Source organism: Tamilnaduibacter salinus (assembly GCF_003096655.1).
GTDB lineage: Bacteria > Pseudomonadota > Gammaproteobacteria > Pseudomonadales > Oleiphilaceae > Tamilnaduibacter > Tamilnaduibacter salinus.
The window spans coordinates 234,146-248,694 of record NZ_QEKQ01000003.1 but is presented as its reverse complement, the minus strand read 5'-3'; the positions used below and the strand labels follow the sequence as shown (position 1 = coordinate 248,694).

Below are 14,549 nucleotides of genomic sequence, written 5' to 3'. Positions count from 1 at the left end.
CTTTTCTTGCAACTTGTTATTTTTCCTCGCCCGAAGGGCGCTTTCCGTGTTCTTCCGTGTCTTTCCGTGGCAAATATCCATCTTTCTCAGTTGTGTCCAAGTTCCGATTCCTGTCCCGCTCGTGCAGCCATTTCATGAGGTTGGCCAGGATGCGCGTGGCGAGGTATTCGGCGCGGTCGGCGTAGGGGCCTTCGAACTCGGAATCGAGGGTCGCGGTGAAGTGGCGGTACCAGTGGTCGGCGTGGACGGCCTGTAGCGGCATGCGGTCGTGCACTTTCTCGTGCTGGGCGACCATGTTGCGTTGATAGGCGTCCTTCTCGCCGAGCAGCATCTTGCGCCAATACGCTTCGATCGTCGGCAAATGGGCGTCCAGATCCACGCCAGCCACTTCGGTGAACACCGGCGCCATGACCGGGTCGTTGAGCAGCCGACCGTAGAAAGTCTGTACCAGATGGTGGATGGCTTCGGGGTGATCGAGATCAGGTTTCGGCTCCATGCCCTCAGGGTAACGCAGCCCACGCCGGGCCGGAACAATCTCAGTCCACCGACCCGATCAGTCGTTTCAATACCTGTTCGTGGAGCGCCCGGTCGGAGTCACTAAACAGCACAAAGCGCACAACCTTCACCGACCGGAGCCGGTCACACGCCCTGGTCACGGCGCCGAAGGCCACCTCGGCGGCCTCCTCCATGGGATACCCGAACGCGCCGGTCGACAGCGCCGGGAATCCGATCGAACGCAGGCCTTCCTGATCCGCCAGCGTCAGCGCCCGTTCGTAGGCCCGCGCCAGAAGTTCGTCGGAGGGCTGGTCGATGCCGTAGACCGGTCCGAGGCAGTGAATGACATGGGCATTGGGCAGGTCATGAGCCCCCGTGATGACGGCGTCCCCCGGACGGATCGGGGCCAGCGGTTCGCACTCGGCCACCAGATCGGGGCCGGCCGCACGGTGGATCGCGCCCGCCACGCCACCACCGGTCCGGAGCTGGGCGTTGGCGGCGTTGACGATGGCATCGAGATCCGCCTGTCGGGTGATGTCCCCCTGGGTGCATTCGATGCGGACGCCGTGGTGCGTATACTCGGACATGATCTGTCACCTCCTGAGAGTCAATCGTGGAAAGGGGCTGAGAATGGTCTGGCAACTGGCTGCCGAGGCGGTGCTGGTCGTTCACCTGCTGTTCATCATTTTCGCCGTGTTCGGCGGTCTGTTGGGCCTCTGGCGCCGCTGGCTGATCGTGCTGCACCTGCCCGCCGTCGCCTGGGCGTCGCTACTGATGATCAACGGCTGGCTCTGCCCACTCACCCCGCTGGAAATCACCCTGCGCCAGTGGGCCGGCCAGACCGGCTTCGAGGGCAGCTTCATCGGCCACTACCTCGTCTCTGTGATCTATCCTAGTGGATTGACCCGGACCTTGCAGACGCTGCTGGGGGTTGGGGTGGGGGTGTTTAATGTGGGGGTTTACGGAGTGATTGGGTGGCGGGGCTGGCGTAAAGATAACCTTTAGCCACGGAAAAACACGGAAGGGCACGGAAAAAAGAGAATGAACCGTAGGTTGGGCTGACGGAGGAAGCCCAACAGATCACCGGGCATGGCAACCTCGTTTGTTGGGCTTCCTCCGTCAGCCCAACCTACCCGTTTTTGTCACCTTTCAACGCCCGTAGGGCGTTTTCCGTGCTTTTCGTGTTTTTCCGTGGCCACCCCATCTTTTCCGCGGTTTCCGCGGCGAATTCCCACAACACAAAAAAGGGGCGCGACTGACGCCGCGCCCCTTTTGTGACTCCGCCGCTGTCGATCAGCTGACGAATTCGTCGATGATGGCGTTGAACGTCTCGCTCGGACGCATCGCCTGGTTCATCTTCGCCGCATCCGGGTAGTAGTAGCCGCCGATGTCGACGGACTGCCCCTGGATGTCGATCAGCTCCTGCAGGATGCTGTCGGCGTTGTCTTCCAGTTTCTTCGACAGCTTCTGGAAATGCTCCTTGAGCTGCGGATTCTCGTCCTGATTCGCCAGCGCCTGGGCCCAGTAGCGGGCCAGCCAGAAGTGGCTGCCGCGGTTATCCAGCTCGCCGGACTTGCGGGACGGAGAGCGGTCCTCTTCCAGGAACTTCGCGGTCGCTTCGTCCAACGTGCGGGACAGCACGGCCGCCTCGGCATTGCCCTGTTTGTCGCCCATGTGCTCCAGCGAGACCATCATGGCCAGGAACTCGCCCATGGAATCCCAGCGCAGGTGGTTTTCTTCCAGGAACTGCTGGACGTGCTTCGGCGCGGAGCCGCCAGCACCGGTTTCGAACAGGCCACCGCCCTTGAGCAGCGGTACGACGGAGAGCATCTTGGCGCTGGTGCCCAGCTCGATGATCGGGAACAGGTCTGTGAGGTAGTCACGCAGCACGTTGCCGGTCACGGAGATGGTGTCCTTGCCGCGGATCATGCGCTCCATGGTCCAGCGGATGGCGCGGTCGTAGGACATGATGGAGATGTCCAGACCCTCGGTGTCGTGCTCCTTCAGGTAGTGCTCGACCTTCCTGATCAGCTGCTGATCGTGGGCCCGCTCCGGGTCCAGCCAGAACACGGCCGGCATGCCACTGACGCGGGAGCGCTCGACCGCCAGACGGACCCAGTCGCGCACCGGCTCGTCCTTGGTCTGGCACATGCGCCAGATGTCGCCTTCCTCGACCTGGTGCTCGAAGATCACCGCATCGTTCTCGTCCACGACCTGCACGATGCCGTCTTCCGGCAGCTCGAAGGTCTTGTCGTGGGAACCGTATTCTTCGGCCTTCTGCGCCATCAGGCCCACGTTCGGAACGGTGCCGATGGTGCTCGGATCAAAGGCATCGTGGTGCTTACAGAAGTTGATCACTTCCTGATAGATGGTCGCGTAGGTGCTCTCCGGGATAACGGCCTTGGTGTCCTTCATCTTGCCATCGGTGCCCCACATCTTGCCGCCGGCACGGATCATGGCCGGCATGGAGGCGTCCACGATCACGTCACTGGGCGTATGCAGGTTGGAGATGCCCCGGTCGGAGTCGACCATCGCCATTTCCGGACGATTGATGAAACAGTCCCGGATGTCCTCTTCGATCTCGGACCGCTCGGAGAACGACAGGTCCTTGATCTTCTGATAGAGGTGGCTCATGCCGTCGTTCGGGTTCACCCCGATGCGCTCGAACAGTTCCTTATGCTTCTCGAACACATCCTTGAAGTAGACGGTGACCGCATGGCCGAAGACGATCGGATGCGAGATCTTCATCATCGTCGCCTTCACGTGCAGGGAGAACAGCAGGCCGGCCCGGCGGGCGCCCTCAATTTCTTCTTCGAGGAACTTGCGAAGCAGACGGACGTTCATGCACATGCCGTCGATGACTTCGCCTTTCTGGACAGCCACTTCCTTCAGCGTGGTCGTCTTACCGGACTCCTTGCCAACGAGCTGGATACGGACGGTGGTATCCCGGTCCATGATCGTGGACTGCTCGCTGTGGTAGAAATCGCCGTGGCGCATGTGGGCCACGTGGGTGCGGGACGCCTGACTCCACTTGCCCATCGAATGCGGGTGTTTCTTGGCGTATTCCTTGACCGCGTTGGACGAGCGGCGGTCGGAGTTGCCCTGACGCAGGACCGGGTTGACGTTGCTGCCCAGTACTTTGGCGTAACGCTCGTTCAGCGCCTTTTCGTCATCCGTCTTGGGATTCTCCGGGTACTCCGGCAGGTCGTAGCCCTTCTCCTGCAGCTCCTTGATGGCGGCACGGAGCTGCGGCACAGACGCGCTGATGTTCGGCGTCTTGATGATGTTGGCGTCGGGATTGCCTGTCAGCTCGCCGAGCTGGGCGAGGGAATCCGGCACCTGCTTGTCGTCCGGCAGGTAATCCGGGAACTGCGCCAGGATGCGCGATGCGAGGGAAATGTCAGAGGATTCAACCGTGATGCCGGCGGGTGAAACAAACGCCCGGACAATCGGCAGGAACGAATAGGTCGCCAGCGCGGGCGCCTCATCGGTTTCGGTATACGTGATGGTTGGTCTGTCTGTCATGAGTGCCTCTGCGATTCTAAATGGGGCATTGTAACGCGTCATTGCGTCTGGAATCGTCCGACCTTGGTCGAAACTGGTCGCCGGCGGCGCCCGGACAGGTCAGGAATAGAACGGATGCCGACGGTGGCAATGACGTTGTGACGGCCTATGATGAAGAGAGGCCGTGACACGAACGTGACTCTCCGGGGACACCATTACCTTACCGGATCATGTCGTTACGTGCACGGAACGACACGCGTTCATCAGCGATCATCCCGGTATGACCGCCTCGGCCGTGAGTCCCCGCGGGGCCGTGACGTTTAAGGAACCTTAATGGCGACAGGCGGGGCCATCCCCCACAATGGGCCCGTTCGATCGTCACCGGAGCAGTGAGTTCAGCATGGTCCGCACCGTTTCCATCGCCACCATCCTCGCACTCGGCGCATCGCTTCCCGCCTGGGCGGACACACAGCCCAAAGGTGAGGCCGATACCGAGCCCGCCAAGCCGGCACCTGCCGCGGCCAGCGATGAGGGCACGCCGAAAACCGGCGCCAACGGACCAGCCCCCAGCCAAACCGCCGAAACCGGTGGTGAGGAGCGCGAAAACGCCACGGTCGTTGCGCCCGATGTGGATCTCAAGGACGTCGCCCCCGATCCGGCCGCACCGACCTCGTCCGCCTCAGCGCAGGGCAAGGGCGACGATGACGACACGACAGCGAAGGCGGACGGCGACGACAATGCCCCGGGAACCTCAACAACGGAAGCATCCACCGAGCCCGACTCGGACCCCACGCTGTTGCCGGAGGGCGGTGAGCCCGAACTGGTGCTGATCGACCCGGTGGAAGCGCCGAAAGCCGAATCACTGGTCATGCTCGGCGCCGAGGTGCGTCCGGGCACCTCCACCCGCCTGACCTGGCAGCCGGACACCACCATGGCCGGTCTGACGACGCCGACGCCGGTTCTGGTCCTGAACGGTGCCCAGCCGGGCCCGAACCTGTGCCTGACCGCAGCGGTGCACGGCGACGAGCTCAACGGCATCGAGATCGTGCGGCGGGTGATGTACACCATCGAGCCGGAGAACCTGAGCGGGCGCATCATCGGTGTGCCCATCGTCAACGTGCAGGGCTTCCGCCGCGGCTCACGCTATCTGGCGGACCGCCGGGACCTGAACCGCCACTTCCCCGGCGACCCGGACGGCAGCCTGGCCTCGCGCATTGCCCATTCGCTGTTCACCGACGTCATCCAGACGTGCGACATGCTGGTGGACATTCACACCGGCTCACTCAAGCGCACCAATCTGCCGCAGATGCGGGCCGACATGAACCGGCCGGAGGTGGCCACGTTCAGTCGCGGGTTCGATGAGATGGCCGTCGTGCACAGCCCGGGCAGCGAGGGCATGCTGCGGGTCGCGGCCTCCAACGCCGGCATCACCGCCATCACCATGGAGGCCGGTGAATCCACGCGCTTCCAGCAGCACCAGATCGAGGCGGGCGTGAATGCCATCAACAGCCTGTTGGAGAAGCAGAACATGCTGAACCGGCTGTTTGTCTGGGGCGAGCCGGAGCCGGTATATTACGACTCCAGCTGGGTGCGCGCGAACCACGGTGGCATCCTGAACAGCGACGTGGATCTGGGGGATGACGTCGTGGCCGGCCAGCCGCTCGGCACCGTCACCGATCCGATCACCAACGCCCAGCACACGATCAGGGCCGACGAGGATGGCCGGGTGATCGGCATGGCTGTCGATCAGGTCGTCATGGCCGGCTTTGCCGCCTATCACCTCGGCACGGCGGCGCAGGCGCCGGAGGTGGCGGAATAAGTTGCCGCTGGCAATGTAGCCGATGTCTCCGACTTCGGAGTCCACCGATAGGGCGACCGATATCTGTCCTCAACCATGGGGCTGGGGACCGGCTGGCGGTCATTGCCTACGCTGCATTTGATGGTCGTCCCTGACGCCAAATGCGACCGCGACATCCCTGTCGCTCCTCCGGCAATGACCGCCAGCCGATCCCGATCAGACAACGGAGTGACCGCCTGTAATACGGTCCGCCTATTGGAGAGTCAGAACAATAGGCGTACGCCAATTGTTCACCGTGAATACCTTGCACGCATACCCATCGAACTGAATCCGTCCCGATTCAAGCTCTTTTCTGAGCCGGCTTACAATTTCACGGAGCCAACCTTTTACAAGTACGCTTGCTCCACCAAGAAGACCGGTAACAAGACGCCTCATGTTGTCGTTGCAACGCACCATTGTTTCCAGCGCATCTTCTGCCGCCGCCATAGTTCTTTCATTAAAGCGGTTTACCCTGGAGTGGATTGCCGTATCGTGACCAAACACGATTTCAAGAATTCCCGCAAGATCCTGCTTCTCCGTCGACGATAGCGCCATGATTAAATCACTCCTTTGATTATCATGTCTTCGATGGTTTGCTCTGGAAGGCCTGTCACGTTGATCAGAGTGATGCTCGACCGATTATCCTCCTCGGTCAGAACAATCAGAGATTTTTCTTCACCAAATGCCCAGAATCCTTTGCCAGTCGACGTCGAAAAGACGCGCACCACGTCCGGATTGATCTGTTTATCAACTCCAAACCGTTTGGTTTTCAGAAGATCTCTGATAAACGCGTTACTGCTCTCCGTTCCGTCCTTTAAGCCAAACACATAGACCGGCCACTGACGCATATCCGCATCCGGATAACCGGACTGTTCTGCCGTCACCGTTTCGACGTAAAAGTGAGCCTGGTTTGGATAGAGGAAACTCAGCCCCTTCCCACCAATGATGGTCATCTTCTTCAGATGCTCCGTCGGGAGACGCAGCGGTCCACCTGCACCCGTCGAAAAACGAGTTATTTCCGTCGTTTCCCGGGGTTCATAATCGACATGGGAAACGGGAGCAGCAGAAGCGCTCAGGCTCCCTAGAAAAAGCCAAGGGGCCAGGAGAAGCATCGTCCTGATCATAAAACAATCCTTTGCAATCGGTGATCGTGACGAAGTAAAGCTTACGTTGACAGAATTATGGAAACAAACGGTCGCTTCTTGCGACACGCAGCAATTCGAATCTATCGACTCAGCAGCGAGACGGATGTCGGTCAGTGACCACCCGCCGACGAGTAGATGTTGAGGACGAAGACCCCGGCGACGATCAGGAGGATGCCGACAATGCCGGGCACATCCAGTCGCTGGCCGTAGACCAGCCAGCCCACCAGCGCCATCAAGGCCACGCCGGTGCCGGCCCAGACGGCGTAGGCGATGCCCACGGGAATGGTGCGCAGGACCAGAGCGAGGCAGTAGAAGGCGAGTCCGTAGCCCACGACAACCATTATGGACGGCCAGAGCCGGGTGAAGCCGTCCGAGGATTTCAGGGCGGAGGTGCCGACCACTTCCGAGACAATGGCGAGACTGAGTAGCAACCAGGCCTGCATGGCACCCCTCCGTTATTCCGGCAATCAGTGATTCCCCATTCGGGATCACTTCTTTAGCAAGCGCGCTATTCTCGCACACAAAAAAAGGGGCCGGAACTCCGGCCCCTTTCCTGTTTCTTTGTGGTTAACCGTCGTTATGCAGTGGCCGGTTCCGGCGCCGCCGTAATCGGTGTCTCGGCCGGCTCGCAGTGGTATTGCGCGGCGTCGAACCGGCTGGTCAGATGCCGGAAGTGCCACGTGAAGCTGGGCCACAGCGTGGTGTTCTTGCCATTCTCGTCGATGTACCAGCTGTTGCAGCCACCGTCCTGCCAGACGGAACCGTCCAGACGGGACTGGATGTCCTCGTTGAATTCACGCTGCACCTCCGGCTGCACGTCCACGCTCTGCCAGCCGTTCTGGCGCATCTTGGTGATGGCATCGAGGATGTACTCGATCTGGCATTCGATCATGTAGACCAGTGACGTGTGTGCCAGGCCGGTGTTCGGCCCCACCATCATGAAGAAGTTGGGGAAGCCGGTGACGGTCGTGCCCTTGTAGGCTTCGGCACCATCGCGCCAGGCGTGAATGAGATCCTGACCGCCCCGTCCGAAGACCATGCCCTCGGGCAGCGGTTCAGTGGCGCGGAAGCCGGTGCCGTAGATCAGCGCGTCGATCTCCCGTTCTTTCCCGGTCTTGTCGATGATGCTGTGCGGGCGGACTTCCTGGATGCCATCGGTGATGACGTCGACATTGTCCTGCGCCAGCGCGGGGTAGTAGTTGTTGGACATCAGGATACGTTTGCAGCCGATGGTGTAATCCGGCGTGACCTTCTTCCGCAGGACCGGATCCTTGATCTGCTTGCGGATCAGGCGCCGGGCGTCCAGCTCCGCCACTTTCATCAGTCGCGGGCTCAGCGCGAACGCAACGACACGGGCTTCGAGCTTCCAGTAGATACTCTGGCGCAGCGTGTTCAGCGCGCCCGGCACGTGACGGAACGCGGTGCGCTCGAGCTTGCTGAACGGCCGGTCCGGCTTTTCCATGATCCAGGGCGGCGTGCGCTGGTAAAGATCGAGCTGCGCGGCGTCCTTCGCCACTTCCGGGACAAACTGGATGGCGCTGGCGCCGGTACCGATCACCGCCACGCGCTTGCCCTTGAGATCGTAATCGTGGTCCCAGTTCTGGGAGTGAAAGCTCTTGCCCTCAAAGCGCTCCACACCCGGGATGTTCGGATAGGCCGGCGTGCTCAGCCCGCCCATGCCGGAAATCAGGATGTTGGTGCGCAGGGACTGGTATTCGGGCTTCTCCGGGTCGTTGCGGTCAATGGCATCGCCCGGATTGAGTCCTTTCTTCGCCATGTAGTCCCACATGGCCGGGGCATTGGCCGTCTCCACCGTCCAGGTCTGGCTGGCCTCGTCAAACCGGGCGCCCGCCACCTGCTGGTGGAAGCGGATGTGGGGGTACAGATCGTACTTGCGGGCACAGTACTTGAGGTAGTCCAGGATTTCTTCCTGCTCCGCAAAGGTCCGTGACCAGTTCGGGTTCTGCTCGAATGAGAAGGAATAGAGGGCGGACTGCACGTCACACGCGCACCCCGGATACTGATTGTCACGCCAGGTACCGCCCACTTCGTCGGCCTGTTCGAGAATCACGAAGTCGTGAAACCCCGCTTCCTTGAGCTTGATGCCCATACCGAGACCGGCAAACCCGGTACCGATGATCGTGATGGGAGTGGTATCGCTCATAGTCACCTCTTTAAGGACCGTCGCGCCCTGTCTTGTTGTTGGCAATGTAGACACTCGTCTACCGTGTTGTAGACAACTGTATACGCTTTAAGTAGACGTGTGTATACTTTTCAAAGCACAGACGGGGCGATGGCCCCTGATGACAACACCTCGTCCCCGACAGAGAGGCGGCGCCAATGATCACGCTGACCGGCGGCAAACTGAAACTGGTCGAAGCAGCCCTGCGACTCTGCACCAAGAGCCGGAGCCTGACGTCATTGAGTCTGCGGGAAGTGGCCCGGGAGGCGGGGCTGAACCCCAACACCTTCTATCGTCACTTCAGGAACCTGGACGATTTTGGACTGGTGGTGCTCGGCCATCTGGCCGGAGAGATGAAACAGGCGGTGCGGGAACTGCGCCAGTCGGCCCAGACCCACGATCAGGCAGCGCACGATACAGTCCGCTGGGTGTTCGGCTACTTCCAGGAAAATCCGGCGGCGACGACTGTAGCGGTGCGGGAGCTGAACGGCCCGTCGTCGGTCCTGCGCCGGGCCCTGGAAAACCAGCTTGAAGCCAGCGCCCGGGAGATGGCCGAAGACATTATCGAGAGGGATCTCGTGCCCGGTCTCGACACCGCTACCATCCACGAGATCTCCCAGATGACCATTCGATACATCCTGTTCCGGGCGCTCGAGTACGTCGAGAAACCGGAGCAGCGCGAGCGCATCCAGGGCGAGACCGAACGCTTCATCAACCGGCAGTTCCGGGGGGCGCTGGTCGAGTCGACCCCACTGGAAACACTGGCTTCAGGTGTGCCCAATGAGTCTCGCTGAGAAGCTTTGCGTCACGGCAGCGGTCGTGTTCTTCATGACGGGCCTGATGACCGGGATCTGGAAGTATGCCTGCATGGCCAACTCGGAGCGGGCGACGGCACCCCGCTACGTGGATGTCGCCCACCGCAGCTCCCTGCTCTACAGCTTTGCCGCTGTGCTGCTGGGCTGGCTGGCGGCACTGAGTGCCTTTCCCGACTGGCTCGACGCCCTGGCCGCCGCCGCAGCGCTGTCCTTTTTCGCCCTGGCGATCGCCACGTACATCATCCACGGCTGGCTACGCGACACCGCCAACCAGCTCCGCAAACCCCACCAGCTCGGACGCCGGGACGTCCCGCCCGCCCTGGTGACCGCCTTCATGGCCGCACTGATCATCGCCGAAGTCGGCGGCTCGGCCATCCTCGGTATCGGTGCGTTGATCACGATCTGGTGAGCGCTCAGGCCGCTCCGGGAAGAATCAGCCCCGGAGGTTGGGCTGACAACGGAAGCCCAACAACCGGCCAGAACGGGATTCCAGACACGAAAAAGCCACCCCTTGGGACGGCTCCTTCAGACCCGTCACGTCCAGCTCAGTAGAGTTCTTTCAACGAGGCCTTTGCGAACGCGTCGATCTCGTCCGAGCGGCCGTCTTTCATCTTGTTCAGCCATTGCGGGTCCTGCAGCAGGGCGCGGCCGACGGCAATGAGATCGAATTCGCCGGCGTTCATGCGCTCAACCAGCTCGTCGATGCCGGACTGCTCAACGGCGGCCTGCTTACTGGCAAAGGTGCCGCTGATGAAGTCCTGGGTCAGGCCGACGCTGCCGACGGACATGGCCGGCTTGCCGGTGAGCTTTTTGGTCCAGCCGGCAAGGTTGAGGGACGAACCGTCGAATTCCGGCTCCCAGAAGCGGCGCGTCGAGGCGTGGAAGATGTCCACACCGGCCTCGGACAGTGGCGCGAGGAACTGCTCCAGTTCCTCCGGCGTGCGCGCCAGCTTCGCCTCATAGTCCTGCATTTTCCACTGGGAATAGCGCAGCATGATCGGGAAGTCCGGGCCCACGCGCTCGCGCACCGCTTCAATGATCTCGATGGCGAAGCGCTGGCGTTTCGCCATGCTGCCGCCGTACGCATCCTCGCGGTTATTGGTGCCCTCCCAGAAGAACTGGTCGATCAGGTAACCGTGGGCGCCATGGATCTCGACGCCATCAAAGCCCAGCGCCTTGGCATCCTGCGCCGCGTCGGCAAAGGCGGTGACCACATCGGCAATGTCGCTCTCGGTCATCGCCCGGCCGTTGGGCTTGCCCGGTGCATAGAGGCCAGAAGGGCTGAAGCCGGGCACGGACGGGTCCGGCTCCATCCCTTCGCGGCGCACCGCGCCCACGTGCCAGAGCTGCGGGAAAATGGCGCCACCCGCTTCGTGAACCGCATCCACCACCGCTTTCCAGCCCGCCAGGCTGTCTTCGCCGTGGAAGAACGGCACGTTTTCGTAGCCGTTGGCTCCGGCGTGATTGACGGTGGTGCCTTCGGTGATCAGAAGGCCCACGCCGCCTTCGGCACGACGACGGTAGTAATCGACGACCTTCTCGTTGGGGACGTTGCCTGGCGAGAAACTGCGCGTCATCGGCGCCATGGCGACCCGGTTGCGCAGGGTCAGGTTGTGTAGCTGGAACGGCTCGAACAGCGGACCAAGGTTCAGGCTCATATCGAAGTCTCCTCATCACGGCGGTCGCACCGGTCCATCGGTTCGCAACCTTCTCAATTCGGTTTCATAACGAAACCCTATCGGGTCTGGTTTTTTAACGCAACCGGATTCGGTAGAATTCCGGATATGGCCCGTAAACGATTCGATAATGCCAACTGCTCCGTTGCCCGCGCGCTCAATGAGGTGGGCGACTGGTGGTCCCTGCTGGTGGTGCTGCACGCGATGTATGGCACCCGCCGGTTCGTGGACTTCCAGCGCGAGCTGGGCATTGCCCGCAACATCCTCTGTGATCGGCTGGCGCGGTTGGTGGAGCACGGCGTGCTGAAAAAGGTGGACGTGGGCGAGCACGGTTCCCGCCACGAATACCGGCTGACGGACAAGGGGCGCGACCTGTTTCCCGTGGTGATGGCGCTGCGCCAGTGGGGCGACCGCTGGACGCCAGCGCAGGAACACGCACCTCTCGACCTGCGGGACAGGGCCACTGGCCGTCCGGTCCGGCCCATGGTGGTTCAGGATGCCGATGGTCGGGATCTCAGCATCCGGGATGTGATGCTCAAGGATGACGAATCACACACGGTGGGTCTAGACTAAGGGTCGGCCCTCAGGATCCGGGCCCGCCATCCCGACCCATGGAAAGCGGTTATTGAAGACTGGGGGTCAAGTATCGTGCGCCACTGTCGATGTCTCCTGACAGCCCTGCTGCTTTGGATTCCGTTTGCAACACAGGCGGTGGAGTTCCGTGTGGGCCTTCTGCACGGTGATGCGGACATCTTCGATTATGAGTTGTCAGTGGTTCGACTTGCCCTGGAGCATGCCCCCGGCGATCACACCCTCCGGATCGTTCCCCTTGAGGGTATGACCCAGCAGCGCATTCTCACCACCCTGGAAACCCCGAACCCGCGCATCAATGTGTTCTTCAGCGGCTACAGTCCGGTGCGCGAAGACCGATTCCTGCAGGTGGACGTTCCACTGACCCGGGGATTGCTTGGATATCGACTTCTGGTCACGCCACGAAAGGCTTTAAAGGAGCGCGCACCGCTAGCGGACATTAAAGACCTGAGACCGTTCCGGATCGGTTCCGGGATTGGCTGGCCCGACACCCGGATTCTCAGCAACAACGGACTCAAAGTCATTACCAGTACCTACGACAACCTCTGGCGGATGCTGGAATACGGCCGTTTCGAGTTCTTCCACCGGGGCATTCAGGAAGTGTTCACCGAGCTGGCCAGAGACAATCGGCAACTGCTGACAGTCGAGCCCCGAATTGCCCTGGTATGGCGCTACGACTACTTCCTCTACGTCTCACGCGAACGATCCGAGTTACACGACATTCTGACAACCGGATTGCTGAACGCCTACCGGTCCGGCGCTTTCATGGACCATTTCCGGCAGCATCCCACGATCCAGAAAGCGCTCAGGCAAGCCCGACTCACGGATCGCACACTGATCCGGCTGGCCTTGCCGGACGCCTTCAAGTCCCTCAATACCATCCCGGACCGGTTCTGGCACCGCCCCGGAGAAGACGGTTAATCACAGCACCATCGCGGCGACCCAGCCAAACACCAACAGCGGAATGTTGTAGTGGATGAACGTCGGCACGACGCTGTCCCAGATGTGATTGTGCTGGCCATCCGCATTCAGTCCGGAGGTGGGCCCGAGCGTTGAATCCGAAGCCGGTGAGCCGGCATCCCCCAGCGCCCCGGCGGTGCCGACCAGTGCGACGGTCGCCATGGGCGAGAAGCCGAAATTCATCGCGAGCGGCACGTAGAGCGAGGCGATGATCGGGATCGTCGAGAAGGACGACCCAATGCCCATGGTAATGAACAGCCCGACCAACAGCATGATGAACGCCGCCAGCGCCTGGTTGTCGCCGATCAGGTCCGTGGACTGGCTGACCAGAGCCTCCACTTCACCGCTGGCCTGCATCACACCCGCGAAGCCGTTGGCCGCGATCATGATGAAGCCCACGAGCGCCATCATCCGCATGCCTTCGGTGAAGATGTCGTCCTGCTCGTTCCAGTGGAACACACCACTCAGCGACAGCACCGCGAAACCGAAAATGCCGCCCATGACCATGGAACCGGTCCAGAGCTGAACGCCAACGGTCCCCACAAGCGCCAGTGCCAGCACGATCATCTGCCAGGGTTGGAGTTTGGCGGCGGCCTCGTCCGGCGTCTCATCGCCGTGGGAGAGGGCCACGTCCGCATACTGGCGACGGCCGCGATAACTGACGGTGACGGCGACAATCAGGCCCAGCGCCATGCCACCGATCGGAATCAGCATCGCCATGGGAACCTGACTTCGGCTGATCGACAGCCCCGCCTCGGTGACATTACTGAGCAGGATGTCGTTCAGGAAGATGGAACCAAAGCCCACCGGCAGCAGCATATAGGGGGCGGTAATCCCGAAGGTGATCACGCAGGCGACGGCCCGGCGATCCAGTTCCAGATGGTTCATCAGCGCCAGCAGCGGTGGCACCAGCACCGGAATGAACGCAATGTGCACGGGGATCAGATTCTGGGAGCTGACCGCAAACGCCAAGAGCACGGCCAGCAGACTGTAAAGGACGAAAGAACGTTTCTGACCGCCCCCGTCGCGTTTCAGCGTCCGGATGGCGCGGCGCGACAGCGACTGCGTGATCCCGGAACGGGACAGTGCCACGGCGAACGCCCCCAACACGGCATAGGACAGGGCCACCTTGGCGCCATTGCCCAACCCATCATGGAACGCGGTCAGCAACTCCGGCATCGCCATGCCGGCCCAAAGACCACCAACCAGCGTCGCGACGATCAACGATGCAACGACCGACACACCAAACAGACACAGGGTCACCATCACCAGGATGGCCAGCACAACCGCGTTCATCAAGCTTCCTCAGTTCGAACAGTGGCGGGTCCCGGCAGGGCCCCGATC

Annotated in this window: 15 protein-coding genes; 6 read left to right on the top strand and 9 right to left on the bottom strand. The window is 61.5% G+C overall.

From position 1 onward, the window contains the following. Positions 1-16 precede the first annotated feature (16 nt). Together C8D92_RS06180 and C8D92_RS06175 are read right to left on the bottom strand one after the other, a co-directional pair. Positions 17-496 (bottom strand): group III truncated hemoglobin, encoded by a 480-nt coding sequence (locus C8D92_RS06180; RefSeq protein ID WP_116918748.1) that lies wholly within the window; start codon positions 494-496, stop codon positions 17-19. 40 nt (positions 497-536) lie between these two features. Then, a complete protein-coding gene (locus C8D92_RS06175) occupies positions 537-1,082 on the bottom strand; it encodes a macro domain-containing protein (protein ID WP_116918747.1) in 546 nt (181 codons plus the stop codon). Positions 1,083-1,125: 43 nt separating this feature from the next. Here C8D92_RS06175 and C8D92_RS06170 point away from each other — a divergent pair, with 43 nt between their 5' ends. Continuing rightward, the gene (locus C8D92_RS06170) at positions 1,126-1,500 is read left to right on the top strand and encodes a DUF2784 domain-containing protein (RefSeq protein WP_095610303.1); all 375 of its coding nucleotides are present in this window, start codon (positions 1,126-1,128) and stop codon (positions 1,498-1,500) included. Positions 1,501-1,788: 288 nt separating this feature from the next. Here the strand turns inward: C8D92_RS06170 and C8D92_RS06165 are convergent, their stop codons facing one another. Next, positions 1,789-4,020 (bottom strand): NADP-dependent isocitrate dehydrogenase, encoded by a 2,232-nt coding sequence (locus C8D92_RS06165; protein ID WP_116918746.1) that lies wholly within the window; start codon positions 4,018-4,020, stop codon positions 1,789-1,791. A 379-nt stretch (positions 4,021-4,399) separates the two neighbouring features. Here C8D92_RS06165 and C8D92_RS06160 point away from each other — a divergent pair, with 379 nt between their 5' ends. Continuing rightward, complete coding sequence (locus C8D92_RS06160) at positions 4,400-5,818, top strand: succinylglutamate desuccinylase/aspartoacylase family protein (protein ID WP_116918840.1); 1,419 nt, start codon at positions 4,400-4,402, stop codon at positions 5,816-5,818. A 231-nt stretch (positions 5,819-6,049) separates the two neighbouring features. Here C8D92_RS06160 and C8D92_RS06155 read toward each other — a convergent pair whose 3' ends face one another. The 4 genes from C8D92_RS06155 to C8D92_RS06140 all read right to left on the bottom strand — a co-directional run bounded on the left by C8D92_RS06155 (position 6,050) and on the right by C8D92_RS06140 (position 9,145). Continuing rightward, positions 6,050-6,391, bottom strand: a complete 342-nt coding sequence (locus C8D92_RS06155; protein ID WP_116918745.1) for a hypothetical protein — start codon at positions 6,389-6,391, stop codon at positions 6,050-6,052. Between the two features lie 2 nt (positions 6,392-6,393). Next, positions 6,394-6,960, bottom strand: a complete 567-nt coding sequence (locus C8D92_RS06150) for a hypothetical protein (RefSeq protein ID WP_133243110.1) — start codon at positions 6,958-6,960, stop codon at positions 6,394-6,396. A 131-nt stretch (positions 6,961-7,091) separates the two neighbouring features. Further along, positions 7,092-7,424 (bottom strand): DMT family transporter, encoded by a 333-nt coding sequence (locus tag C8D92_RS06145; protein WP_116918744.1) that lies wholly within the window; start codon positions 7,422-7,424, stop codon positions 7,092-7,094. 134 nt (positions 7,425-7,558) lie between these two features. Beyond that, the gene (locus C8D92_RS06140) at positions 7,559-9,145 is read right to left on the bottom strand and encodes a flavin-containing monooxygenase (RefSeq protein ID WP_116918743.1); all 1,587 of its coding nucleotides are present in this window, start codon (positions 9,143-9,145) and stop codon (positions 7,559-7,561) included. A 176-nt stretch (positions 9,146-9,321) separates the two neighbouring features. Between C8D92_RS06140 and C8D92_RS06135 the strand changes: the two genes are divergently transcribed. Beyond that, complete coding sequence (locus C8D92_RS06135) at positions 9,322-9,957, top strand: TetR family transcriptional regulator (RefSeq protein ID WP_116918742.1); 636 nt, start codon at positions 9,322-9,324, stop codon at positions 9,955-9,957. Next, entirely contained in the window at positions 9,944-10,387 is a 444-nt protein-coding gene (locus tag C8D92_RS06130; protein ID WP_095612153.1) for a hypothetical protein, read from the top strand. Before C8D92_RS06135 ends, C8D92_RS06130 begins: the two co-directional genes overlap by 14 nt. Before the next feature lie 136 nt (positions 10,388-10,523). Here the strand turns inward: C8D92_RS06130 and C8D92_RS06125 are convergent, their stop codons facing one another. After that, the gene (locus tag C8D92_RS06125) at positions 10,524-11,636 is read right to left on the bottom strand and encodes an NADH:flavin oxidoreductase (protein WP_116918741.1); all 1,113 of its coding nucleotides are present in this window, start codon (positions 11,634-11,636) and stop codon (positions 10,524-10,526) included. Positions 11,637-11,762: 126 nt separating this feature from the next. Between C8D92_RS06125 and C8D92_RS06120 the strand changes: the two genes are divergently transcribed. Both C8D92_RS06120 and C8D92_RS06115 read left to right on the top strand, forming a co-directional pair. Further along, positions 11,763-12,227 (top strand): winged helix-turn-helix transcriptional regulator, encoded by a 465-nt coding sequence (locus C8D92_RS06120; RefSeq protein WP_116918740.1) that lies wholly within the window; start codon positions 11,763-11,765, stop codon positions 12,225-12,227. A 150-nt stretch (positions 12,228-12,377) separates the two neighbouring features. Beyond that, positions 12,378-13,166 carry a hypothetical protein gene (locus C8D92_RS06115; RefSeq protein WP_133243109.1) on the top strand — a complete coding sequence of 263 codons (789 nt, stop codon included), beginning with the start codon at positions 12,378-12,380 and terminating at the stop codon, positions 13,164-13,166. Here C8D92_RS06115 and C8D92_RS06110 read toward each other — a convergent pair whose 3' ends face one another. Continuing rightward, positions 13,167-14,501 carry a Na+/H+ antiporter family protein gene (locus C8D92_RS06110; RefSeq protein ID WP_116918739.1) on the bottom strand — a complete coding sequence of 445 codons (1,335 nt, stop codon included), beginning with the start codon at positions 14,499-14,501 and terminating at the stop codon, positions 13,167-13,169. Between the last annotated feature and the right edge of the window lie 48 nt (positions 14,502-14,549).

Excerpts from the sequence above, each read along its gene's own strand:
- C8D92_RS06180 (WP_116918748.1), bottom strand. The coding sequence starts at position 496 with ATGGAGCCGAAACCTGATCTCGATCACCCCGAAGCCATCCACCATCTG.
- C8D92_RS06175 (WP_116918747.1), bottom strand. The coding sequence starts at position 1,082 with ATGTCCGAGTATACGCACCACGGCGTCCGCATCGAATGCACCCAGGGG.
- C8D92_RS06170 (WP_095610303.1), top strand. The coding sequence starts at position 1,126 with ATGGTCTGGCAACTGGCTGCCGAGGCGGTGCTGGTCGTTCACCTGCTG.
- C8D92_RS06165 (WP_116918746.1), bottom strand. The coding sequence starts at position 4,020 with ATGACAGACAGACCAACCATCACGTATACCGAAACCGATGAGGCGCCC.
- C8D92_RS06160 (WP_116918840.1), top strand. The coding sequence starts at position 4,400 with ATGGTCCGCACCGTTTCCATCGCCACCATCCTCGCACTCGGCGCATCG.
- C8D92_RS06155 (WP_116918745.1), bottom strand. The coding sequence starts at position 6,391 with ATGGCGCTATCGTCGACGGAGAAGCAGGATCTTGCGGGAATTCTTGAA.
- C8D92_RS06150 (WP_133243110.1), bottom strand. The coding sequence starts at position 6,960 with ATGATCAGGACGATGCTTCTCCTGGCCCCTTGGCTTTTTCTAGGGAGC.
- C8D92_RS06145 (WP_116918744.1), bottom strand. The coding sequence starts at position 7,424 with ATGCAGGCCTGGTTGCTACTCAGTCTCGCCATTGTCTCGGAAGTGGTC.
- C8D92_RS06140 (WP_116918743.1), bottom strand. The coding sequence starts at position 9,145 with ATGAGCGATACCACTCCCATCACGATCATCGGTACCGGGTTTGCCGGT.
- C8D92_RS06135 (WP_116918742.1), top strand. The coding sequence starts at position 9,322 with ATGATCACGCTGACCGGCGGCAAACTGAAACTGGTCGAAGCAGCCCTG.
- C8D92_RS06130 (WP_095612153.1), top strand. The coding sequence starts at position 9,944 with ATGAGTCTCGCTGAGAAGCTTTGCGTCACGGCAGCGGTCGTGTTCTTC.
- C8D92_RS06125 (WP_116918741.1), bottom strand. The coding sequence starts at position 11,636 with ATGAGCCTGAACCTTGGTCCGCTGTTCGAGCCGTTCCAGCTACACAAC.
- C8D92_RS06120 (WP_116918740.1), top strand. The coding sequence starts at position 11,763 with ATGGCCCGTAAACGATTCGATAATGCCAACTGCTCCGTTGCCCGCGCG.
- C8D92_RS06110 (WP_116918739.1), bottom strand. The coding sequence starts at position 14,501 with ATGAACGCGGTTGTGCTGGCCATCCTGGTGATGGTGACCCTGTGTCTG.